General features: G+C 66.8%; 23 protein-coding genes. 8 read left to right on the forward strand and 15 right to left on the reverse strand.

Annotation, left to right across the window (positions count from 1 at the left end; translation table 11 throughout):
* Positions 1 to 65: 65 nt before the first annotated feature.
* The 12 genes from MKP08_RS05835 to MKP08_RS05890 are packed head-to-tail and all read right to left on the reverse strand — an operon-like array spanning position 66 to position 4,240.
* Entirely contained in the window at positions 66 to 413 is a 348-nt protein-coding gene (locus MKP08_RS05835; protein WP_215229016.1) for a YbaN family protein, read from the reverse strand.
* Between the two features lie 2 nt (positions 414 to 415).
* Positions 416 to 823, reverse strand: coding sequence for a SufE family protein (locus MKP08_RS05840; protein WP_215229015.1), 408 nt, complete (start codon positions 821 to 823; stop codon positions 416 to 418).
* A 58-nt stretch (positions 824 to 881) separates the two neighbouring features.
* Positions 882 to 1,058, reverse strand: coding sequence for a hypothetical protein (locus MKP08_RS05845; protein WP_241555286.1), 177 nt, complete (start codon positions 1,056 to 1,058; stop codon positions 882 to 884).
* On the reverse strand, positions 1,055 to 1,294 hold the full coding sequence (locus MKP08_RS05850) for a hypothetical protein (RefSeq protein ID WP_215229013.1): 240 nt from the start codon (positions 1,292 to 1,294) through the stop codon (positions 1,055 to 1,057). Before MKP08_RS05850 ends, MKP08_RS05845 begins: the two co-directional genes overlap by 4 nt.
* A 32-nt stretch (positions 1,295 to 1,326) precedes the next feature.
* Positions 1,327 to 1,569: a hypothetical protein gene (locus tag MKP08_RS05855; RefSeq protein ID WP_241555287.1), complete on the reverse strand. Its 243-nt coding sequence runs from the start codon at positions 1,567 to 1,569 to the stop codon at positions 1,327 to 1,329.
* Positions 1,570 to 1,580: 11 nt separating this feature from the next.
* On the reverse strand, positions 1,581 to 1,913 hold the full coding sequence (locus MKP08_RS05860; protein WP_373418097.1) for a hypothetical protein: 333 nt from the start codon (positions 1,911 to 1,913) through the stop codon (positions 1,581 to 1,583).
* Positions 1,913 to 2,224, reverse strand: coding sequence for a hypothetical protein (locus MKP08_RS05865; RefSeq protein ID WP_241555289.1), 312 nt, complete (start codon positions 2,222 to 2,224; stop codon positions 1,913 to 1,915). The genes MKP08_RS05860 and MKP08_RS05865 overlap by 1 nt, the downstream gene beginning before the upstream one ends.
* Before the next feature lie 28 nt (positions 2,225 to 2,252).
* Positions 2,253 to 2,537 (reverse strand): hypothetical protein, encoded by a 285-nt coding sequence (locus tag MKP08_RS05870; protein ID WP_215229009.1) that lies wholly within the window; start codon positions 2,535 to 2,537, stop codon positions 2,253 to 2,255.
* A 34-nt stretch (positions 2,538 to 2,571) separates the two neighbouring features.
* The gene (gene pspC, locus MKP08_RS05875) at positions 2,572 to 2,952 is read right to left on the reverse strand and encodes an envelope stress response membrane protein PspC (protein WP_241555290.1); all 381 of its coding nucleotides are present in this window, start codon (positions 2,950 to 2,952) and stop codon (positions 2,572 to 2,574) included.
* A complete protein-coding gene (gene pspB / locus MKP08_RS05880) occupies positions 2,949 to 3,245 on the reverse strand; it encodes an envelope stress response membrane protein PspB (protein ID WP_241555291.1) in 297 nt (98 codons plus the stop codon). Before pspB ends, pspC begins: the two co-directional genes overlap by 4 nt.
* Positions 3,246 to 3,248: 3 nt before the next feature.
* Complete coding sequence (gene pspA, locus MKP08_RS05885) at positions 3,249 to 4,088, reverse strand: phage shock protein PspA (protein WP_241555292.1); 840 nt, start codon at positions 4,086 to 4,088, stop codon at positions 3,249 to 3,251.
* Positions 4,085 to 4,240: a hypothetical protein gene (locus MKP08_RS05890; protein ID WP_241555293.1), complete on the reverse strand. Its 156-nt coding sequence runs from the start codon at positions 4,238 to 4,240 to the stop codon at positions 4,085 to 4,087. Before MKP08_RS05890 ends, pspA begins: the two co-directional genes overlap by 4 nt.
* A gap of 167 nt (positions 4,241 to 4,407) precedes the next feature.
* Here MKP08_RS05890 and pspF point away from each other — a divergent pair, with 167 nt between their 5' ends.
* The 6 genes from pspF (at position 4,408) to MKP08_RS05920 (ending at position 11,699) form a co-directional block, all read left to right on the forward strand.
* Complete coding sequence (gene pspF / locus MKP08_RS05895; protein ID WP_241555294.1) at positions 4,408 to 5,442, forward strand: phage shock protein operon transcriptional activator; 1,035 nt, start codon at positions 4,408 to 4,410, stop codon at positions 5,440 to 5,442.
* Positions 5,443 to 5,588: 146 nt separating this feature from the next.
* Positions 5,589 to 6,167, forward strand: a complete 579-nt coding sequence (rimP, locus tag MKP08_RS05900; RefSeq protein ID WP_241555295.1) for a ribosome maturation protein RimP — start codon at positions 5,589 to 5,591, stop codon at positions 6,165 to 6,167.
* The gene (gene nusA / locus MKP08_RS05905) at positions 6,167 to 7,849 is read left to right on the forward strand and encodes a transcription termination factor NusA (protein WP_215229003.1); all 1,683 of its coding nucleotides are present in this window, start codon (positions 6,167 to 6,169) and stop codon (positions 7,847 to 7,849) included. The genes rimP and nusA overlap by 1 nt, the downstream gene beginning before the upstream one ends.
* Positions 7,830 to 8,522 carry a DUF448 domain-containing protein gene (locus MKP08_RS05910; protein ID WP_241555296.1) on the forward strand — a complete coding sequence of 231 codons (693 nt, stop codon included), beginning with the start codon at positions 7,830 to 7,832 and terminating at the stop codon, positions 8,520 to 8,522. Before nusA ends, MKP08_RS05910 begins: the two co-directional genes overlap by 20 nt.
* Before the next feature lie 74 nt (positions 8,523 to 8,596).
* Positions 8,597 to 11,167 (forward strand): translation initiation factor IF-2, encoded by a 2,571-nt coding sequence (infB, locus tag MKP08_RS05915; RefSeq protein WP_241555297.1) that lies wholly within the window; start codon positions 8,597 to 8,599, stop codon positions 11,165 to 11,167.
* Between the two features lie 4 nt (positions 11,168 to 11,171).
* Entirely contained in the window at positions 11,172 to 11,699 is a 528-nt protein-coding gene (locus MKP08_RS05920; protein WP_241555298.1) for a DUF1697 domain-containing protein, read from the forward strand.
* 62 nt (positions 11,700 to 11,761) lie between these two features.
* On the opposite strand, the gene MKP08_RS05925 is transcribed toward MKP08_RS05920, so the two are convergent.
* Complete coding sequence (locus MKP08_RS05925; protein WP_241555299.1) at positions 11,762 to 12,124, reverse strand: RcnB family protein; 363 nt, start codon at positions 12,122 to 12,124, stop codon at positions 11,762 to 11,764.
* Between the two features lie 139 nt (positions 12,125 to 12,263).
* Here MKP08_RS05925 and rbfA point away from each other — a divergent pair, with 139 nt between their 5' ends.
* Positions 12,264 to 12,659, forward strand: a complete 396-nt coding sequence (rbfA, locus tag MKP08_RS05930; protein WP_215228999.1) for a 30S ribosome-binding factor RbfA — start codon at positions 12,264 to 12,266, stop codon at positions 12,657 to 12,659.
* On the opposite strand, the gene truA is transcribed toward rbfA, so the two are convergent.
* Entirely contained in the window at positions 12,656 to 13,399 is a 744-nt protein-coding gene (truA, locus tag MKP08_RS05935) for a tRNA pseudouridine(38-40) synthase TruA (RefSeq protein ID WP_241555300.1), read from the reverse strand. The genes rbfA and truA overlap by 4 nt on opposite strands.
* A complete protein-coding gene (fmt, locus tag MKP08_RS05940) occupies positions 13,396 to 14,325 on the reverse strand; it encodes a methionyl-tRNA formyltransferase (protein ID WP_241555545.1) in 930 nt (309 codons plus the stop codon). Before fmt ends, truA begins: the two co-directional genes overlap by 4 nt.
* A 127-nt stretch (positions 14,326 to 14,452) precedes the next feature.
* Here fmt and recR point away from each other — a divergent pair, with 127 nt between their 5' ends.
* Positions 14,453 to 15,049 (forward strand): recombination mediator RecR, encoded by a 597-nt coding sequence (gene recR / locus MKP08_RS05945; protein ID WP_241555301.1) that lies wholly within the window; start codon positions 14,453 to 14,455, stop codon positions 15,047 to 15,049.
* The last annotated feature ends 8 nt before the right edge of the window (positions 15,050 to 15,057 follow it).

Genomic DNA, 15,057 nt, shown 5'->3' on the forward strand with positions numbered 1-15,057 from the left:
TGTGCCGCACGTCCGGCGTTCGTGCCAGTCAAATCTCCGGCCCGGTGCGTCTCATGCGGGGCTCTTCATTCCGGCCGGGTGGCGATCCACGCGCCGACCACGACCAGGATCGCGATCGAGAAGAAATACCATGGCTCGCCCAGCGTCAGGTAAGTGAACACCGCGCCCGCCGCCATGCCGACGATGGCAAGCGTCTTCGCCTTGCGGCTGATCGCGCCGCGTTCTCGCCAGTCGATGATGTACGGGCCCCAATGCGGGTGGTCGAGCAGGCGGCGCTCCCATTCCGGGTTGCTGCGCGCGAAGCAGTAGGCGGCCAGCAGCAGGAACGGCACCGTCGGCATCAGCGGCAGCACCGCGCCGACAATGGCGAGGCCGACCGCGACCAGCCCGCCCGCAAGGTAGAGCGGGCGCACCCTTATCCCGCCGCGATCCGCGCGGCGTGCTCCTTCACCAGCGCGATCATATTGGGCACCCCTTGTGTGCGGTTGCTCGACAGCTGGTTCCTGAGGTCGAAAGGTTCGAGCGCGCCCGTCACGTCCATCGCCGCGACTTCGCGCGCCGGTTTGTCCTGAACCGCGGCGATCACCAGCGCCACGATCCCCTTGGTGATCGCGGCATTGCTGTCGGCCAGGAAGTGCAGCTTGTCGCTTTCGCCGGTCGGATAGACCCACACCTGCGCCGAACAGCCGCGCACCAGCGTGGCATCGGTCTTCAGCGCGGGCGGCATCGGCTCCAGTTCGCGGCCGAGCTCGATCAGCAGGCGATAGCGCTCGTCCCCTTCGAGGAAATCGTATTCTTCGGCGATGTCGGACAGGGTTCGCATGGCTGCGCAGTTAGAGGGTGGCCAGAGGATTGGAAACCCATATCCCCTTCGCATGAACTCAGCCCGACAGCCCGCCGGGCCGGGTGACGGCATAATAGATAACGTAGAGCCAGCCGAGTACGCCGTGAATGATCGCCCACAGGATCGACTTGTGCAGGCTCCAGCTGATGGCGACCGCGATCGCGCTGCCCAGGCCGATACCGGCCTGGGCAGCGGTGTTGCGGGTGTCGCTCACAGATCGACGCCGCTGGCGATCGCTTCCAGCTTGCGGATGCGCTCTTTCAGATCCGCGATCTCGATCCGCGCTGCCCCTTCGGGAGCGACGCGATCGGGGTCGCGGCGCGGGGCCCCATGGTCGAGCTCGCTGCGCTTGTAGGCCAGCCAGGAGCGCCACGCATGCAACAGGGCGGCGATGATGACGAGCAGGCCAGCAAGGACGCTGAGCGCTATCGTCAGGGTCGGGTCGGCCATTTCCATCTCCTCTACTTGGCGTGCGCCACCGCTCAGCGGTCGTCGCGCAGTTTCTCGATTTCGTCGGCGGTCCGGCGCGAAGGGTCGGTGGCGATGCGTTCGAGGACCTTCACCCGGTCGCGCAGCTCGTCCAGCTCGGCGCGGGCGGCGTCGCGGTCGTCACGCAGCATCCGCCGCTCGTCCTCGGCCTCCCGGGCGCCGGTCTTGCGCATGGTCTTGTAGCGTTCGGTGATGATCGCGGTCAGCATGCTCATCGCAACGATCAGCACGATCATGGTCCACAGGTTCACTGGAATTTCTCCTCGTCGCTACGCAGCGCGTCGAATTCGCGGGAAAGCTGGTACCCGCGGTCGGTCACGATCCGCTCGACCGTGGCGAGCCGGTCCTTCATCGATCCGATCTCGGCGCGCAGCTCGGCGTTTTCCTTGGTCAGCAGCTTGACCCGCTCGACCGCCTCGTCGCTCTTGGGATAGACCGCCTGGCCCCAGGCCCCGTCGAGCGGATAGCCGTGCCGGATGCGCAGCCAGGTGTTGATGACCCAGCCGCCGGTGCAGACCACCGCGATGATGCCGATCAGCGGTGCGATGGGGGTGAGGGCTTCGATCAGGCTGGTATCCATCATGCTTTCTCCCGGTTGCGGATATCGAGGGGCGTTCCGGTGCCCTGTTCATCGACCCGCTGCTGATCGCGCAGCGCCTCGATCTGGCTGGCGACGTCGTAACCCTTGTCGGTCACGATGCGTTCAAGCACGCGGACCCGGTTCTCGAGCTCCGCCACCTGCGTCGCGTGCCGCGCGGCGGCCTCGGCGCTGTGATTGGCCGCCGCATCGAGCCGTTTTTCCTCGAGCCGCCGCTGGTTCTTCATCCACACTATGGCCACGACCATCAAAAACGGTGCCAGCGGGATCATGAGGGCGAGAATTTGTTGCATCTGGATGAAGCTCCTGTGCTCGGAAAGATCAGCTCAATTGCCGCGGGCGTTCGCTGGTTTCGACCGCGCGGGTATCGCGCAGCGCCTCGATCTGTGTCGCGACGTCGTAGCCGCGGTCGGTCACGATCCGCTCCAGGACCTGGAGCCGCTGCTCTAGCTCCTTGTTGTCGGCGGCATATTGCGCGGCTTTTTCGGCGGTCATTGCGGCCTGGGTCTCGGCGATCTTGAGCTGGTGCTTCGACCAGATGGCGACCATCGGGATGCCGCAGCCCATGATGATGCCGACGATCGGTATCAGAATTCCCCATTCCATCTCTCAGTCCCCCTGTTCCGGTGGCAGGCGCCGCTCAGCGCAGCCGTTCGATTTCGGCGTTGAGCCGCGGATTGCTGGACACGTAGTAGTTCTCGACCTCGGCCAGGCGGCGATCGATGTCGCGGAACTTGCCGCGCACTTCGCGCACCGTGCGCTTGGGATTCTGGCGCACGCCCTGCCAGTATTTCTCCTCTTCCTTATCGGCGTAGAGGTAAGGCGGTTTCTTGTTCAGCAGCAGCCCCGCGAGGAAATAGAGCGGCAGGACGATGGGGCTCAGGATCCCGGTCAGGATGGCGGCGATGAAGCCCAGCCGGACCCACATCGCGTTGATTCCTGTGTATTCCGCGATCCCAGCGCACACGCCCATGAGCTTCGCATTCTGCTTGTCGCGATAAAGCTTGGTACGGCTGTTCACTGGCGGGTTCCTTTCTTCTGGGTGATCAGCTCCTCGAGTTCGCTGAGCTTGGCGTTGTCTTCCTCGCTGTTTTGCACGAGGCGGGCAGGCTTGAAGTCGACGTGGTCATGCGCAACCAGTCGCTCGACCGTATCCATGCGCTCGTCCAGGCGCTTTGCGAGCTGGTACATTTCCTCCAGCAGCGCCTCGTCATCGGTCGTGATGGTAGCAGAAGTCTTCCACTTCGTGACGTAGTGCAGGATGATCCAAGGCATCGCGATGAACAGGGCGACAGCCCAGATGAAGTCTTCCATCGATCAGTCCTCCTTCTTTTCGCTGTCGGGGGCATCGCTCCTGCCCAGGGCGCGCTTCATCTCGGCGAGCTCGTCGTCGATCTTGTCGCCGCCTTCGAGTGCGGCGATCTCGTCCGACAGGCTGGGCTTGCCCGGCTGGTCGGCGATCTGCAGCGCGTCGGCGCGCCCCTCGGCATAATCGACCCGCCGTTCGAGCTGGTCGAAGCGGTGCAGCGCATCGTCGACCCGCTCGTTGGTCATCAGGCTGCGCAGCTTGACGCGGTTCTCCGCGCTCTCGAGCCGCGCGGCGATCGCGCTCTGGCGGCTGCGGGCCTCGCGCAGGCGCTGCTGCAGCTTCTCGATGTCCTTCTCGTAGGCGCGCAGCGCATCGTCGAGCACTGCGATCTCTTCCTTGAGCTGGTCCGACATGTCGGCCGCCTTCTTCTTCTCGACCAGCGCGGCGCGGGCCAGGTCCTCGCGATCCTTGCTGAGCGCGAGCTGCGCCTTGTCGGCCCAGTCGGCCTGCAGCTTGTCCAGCTTCACCGTGTGGCGATGCATTTCTTTCTGGTCCGCGATGGTGCGCGCGGCGCTCGCGCGGACTTCGACCAGCGTCTCCTCCATTTCGAGGATGATCATGCGGATCATCTTGGTGGGGTCGTCGGCCTTGTCGAGCATGTCGTTGAAATTGGCGGCGATGATATCGCGGGTACGGCTGAAAATGCCCATGAAGGGTGCTCCGATGGTGAAGGGGTCGGTGCGCTGCTCGCGCGTCCGTGCGGTCGGGGTGGGGCTGCGGCGCAGGCGCTCGACCTCGGCGTCGAGGCGCGAGGGCGAGCGTTCGGGGGTCAGATCGGGGCCGCTCATGCGCGGTCGATCCACGTCGTCGCGGCGGGCGCCTGGATCGCCATGCCCGGCTGCACGAACGAGCCGTGCGACAGCGCGAAGACGGTCATCGCGACCATCGAGGCAAGCGATGCCTGGCCGAGCCGGGTGCGAAGGAAAGAGTGGAAGTCCATGGGATGATCCCCTGATCGAAACGAGTGATTTGGTGTCTTGTCCCGATATTTGCAGGAGCCGTGCCAAACCTTCGGAATGGCCGAAATGCTCGGTTTTTGAGCGATCGCGTTGTCCGCAGTGAGGTAACGATTGCCAAGATGTGGGGGATTGTCCTAACTCTCGGGTCATGGAACGTGAAGGGCAATTGGTCGGGCAATCGGGTGCCTTTCTCGACTCGGTCGAACGGGCCAGCCGCGCCGCGCCGTTGAGCCGCCCGGTGCTGGTGATCGGCGAGCGTGGGACGGGCAAGGAACTGATCGCCGAGCGCCTGCACCGCCTGTCCACGCGGTGGGACGAGCCCTTCATCATCATGAACTGCGCCGCACTACCCGAAACGCTGATCGAGGCGGAGCTGTTCGGGCACGAGGCGGGCGCCTTCACCGGTGCCACGCGGGCGCGAGCGGGCCGGTTCGAGGAAGCGGACAAGGGCACGCTGTTCCTCGACGAACTTGGCACGCTGTCCATGGCCGCGCAGGAACGGCTGCTGCGCGCGATCGAATATGGCGAGGTCGCCCGGATCGGCTCCAGCCGCCCGATCCGCGTCGATGTGCGGATCGTCGCCGCCACCAATGAGGATCTGCCGCGCGCCGCGATCGAGGGCACTTTTCGCGCCGACCTGCTCGACCGGCTGAGCTTCGAAGTCATCACCCTGCCGCCGCTGCGGGTGCGCGAAGGGGATATCGGCGTGCTGGCCGACTGGTTCGGGCGGCGCATGGCGGCGGAACTGGGCTGGGACGGCTGGCCCGGCTTCGCCGATCCGGTCGCGACACAGCTGGAAACGCATCCGTGGCCGGGCAATGTGCGCGAGCTGCGCAACGTGGTCGAACGCGCGGTCTATCGCTGGGACGATGCCGAGAACCCGGTCGGTGCCGTGCAATTCGATCCCTTCGACAGCCCATGGGACCCGCTGCCGGGCGAAAATCGCGGACCCACGCGTGCCAAGCCGCAGGTCGCGCCGAAACCGGCGGGCAAGCCCGCCTTCGATTTCGATTCGATCGACGATCTGCGCGGCGCGGTCGACGCGCACGAGCGCGCCATCGTAGAGGCGGCGCTGGCCCGACACCGCTGGAACCAGCGCCAGACGGCGAAAGCGCTTGGCCTCAGCTACGACCAGCTGCGCCACTGTATCAAGAAGCACGCGATCGGGGAGGACGGGGACTGACGGCGCGAAGCCGCTTGCAATCGCCGCTCCTTGCGCGTACCTAGCCAGCAATCCCGACATTGTCGCGACACTGAAGGGGCTGGCGCCGCAAGGGGCCGGCACCAAACCCCGTTGTCGCATCCGTCGCGTATCATTTGGAGAACCGCTTGGCCGATCTGGCACGCCTGAACGCAATCATCCAACCCGAAGCGAAAGCGCTCGGCTTCGAACTCGTGCGCGTGAAGATGATGCCGTCCGAAGCGGGCGATGGCGGGCAGGCTCTGCAGGTGATGGCGGAAGACCCGGCGACCGGGCAGCTGATCATCGACCAGTGCGCCGCGCTCAGCCGCCGCATTTCCGATGCGATCGACACGGCCGAGGAGAACGGCGAGACGTTGATCGAGGGGGCCTATCACCTCGAGGTGTCCAGCCCGGGCATCGACCGCCCGCTGACCCGGCCGAGGGATTTCACCACCTGGGCCGGGCACGAGGCGCGCATCGTCATGATCAAGGGCTGGTCGGGCGACGACAAGGGTCGGCGCGCGTTCAAGGGCACGCTGACCGGGATCGATGACGGCGTGGTGATGCTGGACGATGCGAAGCACGGCCCCGCGACACTGCCGTTCGACGATATCCATTCGGCGAAGCTGGTCCTGACGGACGCGCTGATCGCCGCGACCCAACCGCTCGACACCGCCGGTGCCGAGGAAGTTTTTGAAGACGAAGAAGAAAAGGCTGACGACTGATGGCCACTGCAATTTCCGCCAACAAGGCCGAGCTGCTCGCGATCGCGAACTCGGTCGCGTCCGAAAAGATGATCGACAAGGCGATCGTCATCGAGGCGATGGAAGAGGCGATCCAGAAGAGCGCGCGCAACCGCTACGGCGCGGAGAACGACATTCGTGCCAAGCTCGATCCGCAGACCGGCGACCTGCGCCTGTGGCGCGTCGTCGAAGTGGTCGAGGAGGTCGAGGACTACTTCAAGCAGATCGACCTGAAGGCGGCGAAGAAGCTGAAGGACGATGCCAGCGTGGGCGACTTCATCGTCGATCCGCTGCCGCCGGTCGATCTAGGCCGTATCGACGCGCAGAGCGCCAAGCAGGTGATCTTCCAGAAGGTCCGCGATGCGGAGCGCGAGCGCCAGTACGAGGAATTCAAGGACCGCGCAGGCGAGATCATCACCGGCGTCATCAAGTCGGTCGAATTCGGCCACGTGATCGTGAACCTGGGCCGGGCCGAGGGCGTCATCCGCCGCGACCAGCAGATCCCGCGCGAAGCCGCCCGCGTGGGCGAGCGCGTGCGCGCGCTGATCAGCAAGGTGGAACGCAACAATCGCGGCCAGCAGATCTTCCTGACCCGCGCCGCGCCCGATTTCATGCGCAAGCTGTTCGCGCAGGAAGTTCCCGAAATCTACGACGGCATCATCGAGATCAAGGCCGCCGCCCGCGATCCGGGCAGCCGTGCGAAGATCGGCGTGATCAGCCACGACAGCTCGATCGACCCGGTCGGCGCCTGCGTCGGCATGAAGGGCAGCCGCGTTCAGGCCGTCGTGCAGGAATTGCAGGGCGAGAAGATCGACATCATTCCGTGGAGCGAGGATCAGGCGACCTTCATCGTCAATGCGCTCCAGCCCGCCACTGTCGCCCGCGTGGTGCTGGACGAGGACGAGGGCCGGATCGAGGTCGTCGTGCCCGACGATCAGCTCAGCCTGGCAATCGGCCGCCGCGGCCAGAACGTGCGGCTCGCCAGCCAGTTGACCGGTCACCAGATCGACATCATGACCGAGGAAGAGGCGAGCGAGAAGCGGAGCAAGGAATTCGCCGAGCGTTCCAAGATGTTCGAGGAAGAGCTCGACGTCGACGAAACGCTGTCGCAGCTGCTGGTCGCCGAAGGCTTCGCCGAGCTGGAGGAAGTCGCCTATGTCGAGCTGGCCGAACTCGCCAGCATCGAAGGGTTCGACGAAGAACTGGCCGAAGAGCTGCAGAGCCGTGCGACCGAAGCGCTGGAGCGGCAGGAGGCCACGCATCGCGAGGCCCGCCGCGAACTGGGCGTGGAGGACGACCTCGCCGAGCTGCCACATCTCAACGAAGCGATGCTGGTCGTGCTCGGCAAGGCGGGCATCAAGACGCTGGACGATCTGGCCGATCTCGCCACCGACGAACTGATCCAGAAGAAGCGCGAGGCGCCGCGTCGCCGTGCCCCGGCACCCGGCACGGAAAGCGGACCGCCGCAGCGCCGCCCGCAGCGCGAGCAGGACAAGGGCGGCGTGCTGGGCGAATTCGGCCTGTCCGAAGAGCAGGGCAACGAGATCATCATGGCCGCCCGCGCACACTGGTTCGAGGATGAGGAAGGCGCGGCTCCGGCCGAGACCGAGGATGCCGCATCCGCCGACACGCAGGAGGCCGCCGATGCGGACTCCACCCAATGAGCGCCTGACGTCCGACATTGCTGAAGCCCCTGCGACGCGGACTGCGAAGTCTGCGCCGGAGCGGCGCTGTATCCTGAGCGGGGAGCACGGTTCGCGTTCCGCGCTGATCCGGCTCGCCGTCTCGCCGGACGGCGACGTGCTGCCCGATCTGCTGGCGCGCGCGCCGGGGCGGGGTGCCTGGATCGGCGTGACCCGCGCCGAGCTGGTGCAGGCGATGGAGAAGGGCCGCCTGCGCGGCGCGCTGGCGCGCGCGTTCAAGGGTGCCCCCTTGAGCGTACCCGACGATCTGCCCGACCGGATCGAAAGCGGGCTGATTCGTCTGTTGCTCGACCGGTTGGGGCTCGAAATGCGCGGCGGACACCTTATCTTGGGTTCGGACCGCATTGCGGAGCATGCCCGCTGCGGTGCGGTGGAGCTGTTGCTTCATGCCGCCGACGCGAGCGAGGACGGGGCGCGAAAGCTCGACCAGGCGTGGCGCGTGGGGCAGGACGCGGAAGGCTCCGGCCTGACCGGCACGCGCCTGCCACTGGACCGCGAGGCCCTGTCTGTGGCATTGGGCCGCGCGAATGTCGTCCACCTGGCACTGGCCGACGCTGCGGCGGCGGAACGGGTCGATCTGGCCCTCCAGCGCCTGTTGCATTTCAGCGGAGCGCCCGCGCCGGGCACCGGCTGACCGGCGAACGATGCCGGTGGAGCCCGGGCAACGGGTTCTGGACGATTTGGATTTGAAGGAAATACGGTAGGTATATGAGCGACGACGACAACAAGACCCGCACCCGCAAACCGCTCGGCCTCAAGCGAGCGGTGGACGCGGGCGAGGTCAAGCAGACCTTCAGCCACGGCCGCACCAACAAGGTCGCGGTCGAGGTGAAGCGTCGGCGCAAGCTGGTGAAACCGGGCGAGGAGCCCGCCGCTGCGCCTGCTCCGACGCCCGAACCGGCACCCGCGCCCGCCCCGACTCCCGCGCCCGCGCCCGCCCCCGCTCCGGTAGAGGCGAAGCAGCCCGCGCCGAAGAAGAGGCCCGCGCCCAGCGACGAGACTCCGCAGGAGCGGGTCGCGCGCCTGCAGCGCGAGGCGGAGGAAGATCGCCTGCACCAGGCCGAGGAAGCCCGCCGCCGCGAAGATGCCGAGGCCAAGGAAGCGGCCGAGGACGAGCGCCGTCGTGCCGAGCAGAACCGCAAGGCCGAGGAAGAGGCCGACAAGCAGCGCCAGGCCGAGGCCGAGGCTGCCGAGCAGCTCGCCGCGGAGCGTGAGGCGCAGGCCGACGCCGCCCCCGAGGCCGGCGAAGCGGAGGCAAAGCCAGAGGGAGATGCGCCAAGCGGTTCGGACCGGCCCGCTCCCCGCCGGTTCACCCCTGTCGCGCGGCCCGAGCCCAAGAAGCCGGAACGCAAGAAGCCCAAGGAAGAGAAGGTCGAGCGTCCCGACAAGCGGCGCTCCGGCAAGCTGACCGTTAACAAGGCGTTGAACGAGGACGAGGGGCGCCGCGCGCGCAGCCTCGCCGCGCTGAAGCGTGCGCGGGAGAAGGAACGCCGGACCCATGGCGGGCCCAGCCGCCCGCGCGAGAAGCAGGTGCGCGACGTTATCGTGCCCGAGGCGATTACGGTGCAGGAACTTGCCAACCGCATGGCGGAAAAGGGCGCCGACCTGGTGAAGGAGCTGTTCAATCTCGGCATGATGGTCACCGTCAACCAGACGATCGACCAGGACACCGCGGAACTGCTGGTCGATCAGTTCGGCCACAATGTGCAGCGCGTGTCCGCCAGCGATGTGGACATCAATACCAGCGAGGATACCGATCCGGAGGAAACCCTCCGTCCGCGTCCTCCGGTGGTCACCATCATGGGCCATGTCGATCATGGCAAGACCAGCCTGCTCGACGCGCTGCGCGGCACCAACGTCACCCGCGGCGAAGCGGGCGGCATCACGCAGCATATCGGCAGCTATCAGGTGAAGACGAAGGGCGGCGACACCGTCACCTTCCTCGACACGCCGGGCCACGCCGCCTTTACCGAAATGCGCCAGCGCGGTGCCAACGTCACCGATATCGTGGTGCTGGTGGTCGCGGCGGATGACGGGATCATGCCGCAGACGATCGAGGCCATCAATCACACGAAGGCCGCGGGCGTCCCGATGATCGTGGCGATCAACAAGGTCGACAAGGAAGAGGCGAACCCGCAGCGGATCCGCGAGCGCCTGCTCGAACACGAGGTGATCGTGGAAGAGATGTCGGGCGACGTGCAGGACGTGGAGGTTTCGGCCAAGAACAAGACCGGCCTCGACGAGCTACTGGAAAAGATCGCACTGCAGGCCGAACTGATGGAGCTGAAGGCGCGGCCCGACCGCGATGCCGAAGCGACCGTGATCGAGGCGCAGCTGGACAAGGGCCGCGGCCCGGTCGCCACCGTGCTCATCACGCGCGGTACGCTGAAGCGCGGCGACACCTTCGTCGTGGGCACGCAGAGCGGCAAGGTGCGCGCGATCGTCGACGACCAGGGCAAGCAGATCAAGGAAGCCGGCCCCTCCATGCCGGTCGAGGTCCTGGGCCTGGGCGGCGTGCCGATGGCGGGCGACAACCTGACCGTGGTCGAGAACGAGCAGCGCGCCCGCGAAGTCGCCGAATACCGCCAGGAACGCGCGACCGAGAAGCGGACCGCGCTCGCCCCGACCAGCTTCGACACGATGTTTAACAACCTCCAGAACAACGTGATCGAATTCCCGGTGCTGGTGAAGGCGGACGTGCAGGGTTCGGTCGAGGCGATCGTCTCGGCGCTGCACAACCTGTCGAACGACGACATCAAGGTCCGCGTGCTGCATGCGGGTGTGGGTGCCATCACCGAAAGCGATGTCGGCCTCGCCGCCGCGTCCAACGCGCCGATCATCGGCTTCAACGTGCGCCCCAATGCGAAGGCGCGCCAGCTGGTCGAGCGCGAGAAGGTGCGGATGATGTATTACGACGTCATCTACCACCTGACCGAGGAGATCGCGAAGGAGATGATCGGCGAGCTTGGTCCGGAACGGGTCGAGACCGTCGTCGGCCGTGCCGCGGTCAAGGAAGTGTTCCGTTCGGGCAAGCGCGACAAGGCCGCCGGCCTGCTGGTCGAGGAAGGCGTCATCCGCAAGGGGCTGCACGCACGCCTCACGCGCGAGGACGTTATCGTCTCGGCCACGACAATTGCCAGCCTGCGTCGGTTCAAGGACGATGTCGACGAAGTCCGCGCCGGGCTCGAATGCGGCGTCGTGCTGGCCGATACCAACGACATCAAGGCGGGCGACCAGCTCGAGGTGTTCGAGGTGACGGAGCGCGAACGGACGCTATAACCGCGTGACCCGCTACGCCGCCCTGCTCGGTTCGATCAACGTTGGTGGAAACCAGCTGAAGATGGCCGAGTTGAGGGCGGCGCTGGCGGATCGTGGGTTTGCGAATGTTGCGACCGTGATCGCCAGCGGCAATGTGCTGTTCGACCACGCACCCGCCACCGACGCGGAACTCGCGGCGCGGATTGCCGATGTTGTGAAGAACGACTTCGGGATCGAAAGCCTGGTGGTGGTGCGAACGGCCAACGAACTGCGCGCCGCGATCGATGACAATCCGTTCGTCGGCGAGAACGAAGATCGGTTCGTCCACACGCATTTCGTGCCCGAACCGCTCGACCGGCCGGCCTTCGAGGCTTTCGTCGCTGCGTACGACGGGCCTGAGCGGGTCGCAGTCGGAGACCGCGCCTTCTTCGTCGATTATCGGGGCGGGGTGGGCGATTCCAAACTTCACCAGAAGATGCGCCCACTCGGGCTGCGCAACACCGCACGCAATGTCGGCTCGTTGCAACGCATCCTCGACAAAATGACCGGCTGAGATACGCAAAAAAGGGCGGGCCCTGATAGCGAGGGGCCGCCCTTCTTCGTTTACGGCCCGGCCTAGCGGATCAGGCCGCCGATAACCGCGCCGATGATGCCGCTGGTGATGCCCACCAGCAGGACGTCGTTGCCCGAGCGGACATATTGGTATCCGCGCGGCGGAGCGCGCAGGCCGCGATAGTCGCGATAGCTCACGACGCGGTAGTTCGGCGCGTAGCGGCGGTCGAAGCGCTGGCCGCGCTGCCAGTGGCGCTGCGCGACGTAGCGCGTCTGCCCATAATGATTGCCGCGATCTTTCTTCACCACCACGTGGGTCACTTCGGTGCGGTGATGGCCCCTGTCGCGATGATGGTCGCGCGCTTGCGCCATGCCGGGAACGGCGAGCGAGAGCGCCGCAACGAGAGGGATCAGGGTTTTCTTCATCGGTCGTCTCCTGGTCTGGTTGACGATCCATCAATGCCCCGAAACGCGTGGGAGTTGCGTCGCGAATGGTCGCGGAATGTCGCTGCGCCGCCCGAATGCGCCCCTGTAAATTCGCGGGCAAAGCGCCTAGATCGTGGGCATGGCACGCCAGCAATTCACTCCCGAACAGCACTCGATCCGCGTCCTCAAGGTGGGCGAGCGGGTGCGGCACATCCTCTCCGAACTGCTCGCGCGGCAGGAGGTGCACGACGAGACCGTCAGCGCCGCGAACATCGCGGTGACCGAAGTCAGGATGACGCCCGACCTGAAGCAGGCGACGGCCTACGTGAAGCCGCTGCTGGGGATCGAGGAGGACGATATCGTCACCGCGCTGCGGCAGAACACCGCCTATCTCCAGCGCGAGGTGGCCAGCCGGCTCGGCCTGAAATTCGCGCCCAGGCTGCGCTTCCGCCCTGACGAGAGCTTCGAGGAAGCCGACCGGATCGAGAAGCTGCTCAACGATCCGCGCGTGGCCCGCGATCTCGACGAAGACTAAACGGGGTACACCGCCTCCACGAAATACAGCCCGTGCGGCGGGGCGTTGAGGCCGAGCGCCTGCCGTTCGCGCGCCGCGAGCGCCTCGCCGACGCGATCCTCTCTCCACCGACCGAGACCGACCAGCGCCAGGCAGCCAACCATCGAGCGCACCTGGTGGTGGAGGAAGCTGCGCGCCGCGGCGTGGATCAGCACTTCGTCACCCTTGCGCTCGACATCGAGCCGGTCGAGCGTCTTGACCGGATCGCGCGCCTGGCATTGGACCGAGCGAAAGGTGGTGAAATCGTGCCGCCCGACCAGCGCTTGCGCCGCGCGGTGCATCGCGCCCGCATCCAGATCGCGCGCGACGTGCCACACCCTATCGCGCGTCAGCGTGGGTGGGGCGCGGCGGTTGAGGATGCGATAGGTATAGCGCCGCCCGATGCAGGAGAAGCGGGCATGCCAGTCGTCCGCCACCGCCTCGCACGCGGTCACCGCGATGGGATCGGGGCGCAGATGCGCGTTCAGCGCCTCCATCAGGCGGAACGGGGTCAGATCCTTCGCGATATCGCAATGGCTACGCATGGCGAGCGCATGTACGCCCGCATCGGTGCGGCCCGCGCTGTGGAGGGTCACCTCCTCTCCCGTGATCCGCTCGGCTGCCTCCTCCACCGATTGCTGCACGCTCGCGCCCGTCGCCTGCCGCTGCAGGCCGACGAAGGGCGTCCCGTCGAATTCCAGCGTGAGCGCGAAGCGGGTCACGCCAGCACCGTCCCCTCCGGCACCGCGCGCCCACGCAGGAAATCGGCGCGGTCCATCGCCGGCTTGCCCGCGCGTTGCAGCCGCAAGGGCCGGATCGCGCCGGTGCCGCAGGCGATGGTGAGATCGTCGTCCAGAACCGCGCCGGGCTCTCCCGAACCCTCGGCGAGTTCGGCCAGCAGCAGCTTCACCCGCTCGCCATCTGCCCCGGACTGCGATCCGGGGGCGAGTTCGAACCACGCGCCGGGAAACGGGGCCAGCCCGCGCACCTTGCGCTCGATCGCCTCGGCATCTTCCGACCAGTCGATCCGCGCCTCGGCCTTGTCGATCTTCGGCGCGTAGACCGCCTCCGCGTCCTTCTGCGCCAGCGGGCGGTGGTTGGCGAGTTCGCGCAGGGTTCCCACCATCAGCTGCGCGCCCTTGTCGGCCAGTTCCGCCGTCAGTTCGCCGGTGGTCTTGCGCTCGATCGGCACCCGCACGGTCGCCAGCATCGGCCCGGTGTCGAGCCCGGCTTCCATCTGCATGATCGTGACGCCCGTCACGGGATCGCCCGCCATTACCGCGCGGTGGATCGGTGCCGCCCCGCGCCAGCGCGGCAGGATGCTGGCATGGACATTCAGGCAGCCATGCGCGGGCGTGTCGAGGATCGGTTGCGGCAGGATCAGGCCATACGCCGCGACCACCGCCACGTCGGCCTCCAGCGCCGCGAACCGGCCCTGCTCCTCAGCCTGTTTCAGCGAGGTCGGGCAGCGCACCTCCAGCCCCAGCTCCTCGGCGGCGCGCTGCACCGGGCTCGGCTGTTCCTTCTTCCCCCGACCGGCGCGGCGCGGCGGCTGGGTATAGACCGCCACGATCTCGTGCGCCGCCTTGTGCAGCGCGCGCAGCGTCGGCACGGCGAATTCGGGCGTTCCCATGAAGATGATGCGCATGGACATGCTTCCTTTCCTGGCCCCCGCTCGTTCTGAGCTTGTCGAAGGACCGCTTTTTCTTTGGGAGCGGCGCTAGAAGAAAGTACGGCCCTTCGACAAGCTCAGGGTGAGCGGTTAGGTGATCTGGATGGCATCGCAAGAAATCGAGACGCTGGCCTCCGCCCTCGCGCGCCTGCCCGGGCTCGGCCCCCGCAGCGCGCGCCGCGCGGTGCTGTGGCTGGTCAAGAAGCGCGAGAGCGCGCTGCCCGCGTTGCTGGACGCTCTGACCGAGGTGCAGGGGCGGCTGGTCGAATGCCACATCTGCGGCAATGTCGACACGCAGGACCCGTGCGGCATCTGCGCCGATCCGCGGCGCGACGCGAAACAGCTGTGCGTGGTGGAAGATGTCGCCGACCTGTGGGCGCTCGACCGGGCGAAGCTGTTCACCGGGCGCTACCACGTCTTGGGCGGGCGGCTGTCGGCACTGGACGGCGTGCGCCCCGAGGACCTCGCGATCGACACGCTGCTCGGCCGGGTCGAGGAAGGCGGGGTGGACGAGGTCGTCCTCGCCATGAACGCCACGCTGGAGGGGCAGACGACCGCGCACTACATCGCGGAGCGGCTGGAGGACTACCCGGTCCGCATCACCCAGCTGGCCCACGGGCTGCCGGTCGGCGGCGAGCTCGACTATCTCGACGAGGGCACGCTGGCCCAGGCCCTGCGCGCGCGGCGACCGCTGGGTTGATTCTGGAC

Origin of the sequence: Erythrobacter sp. LQ02-29 (genome assembly GCF_022576075.2) — a bacterium.
In the GTDB taxonomy this organism is placed as follows: domain Bacteria; phylum Pseudomonadota; class Alphaproteobacteria; order Sphingomonadales; family Sphingomonadaceae; genus Alteriqipengyuania.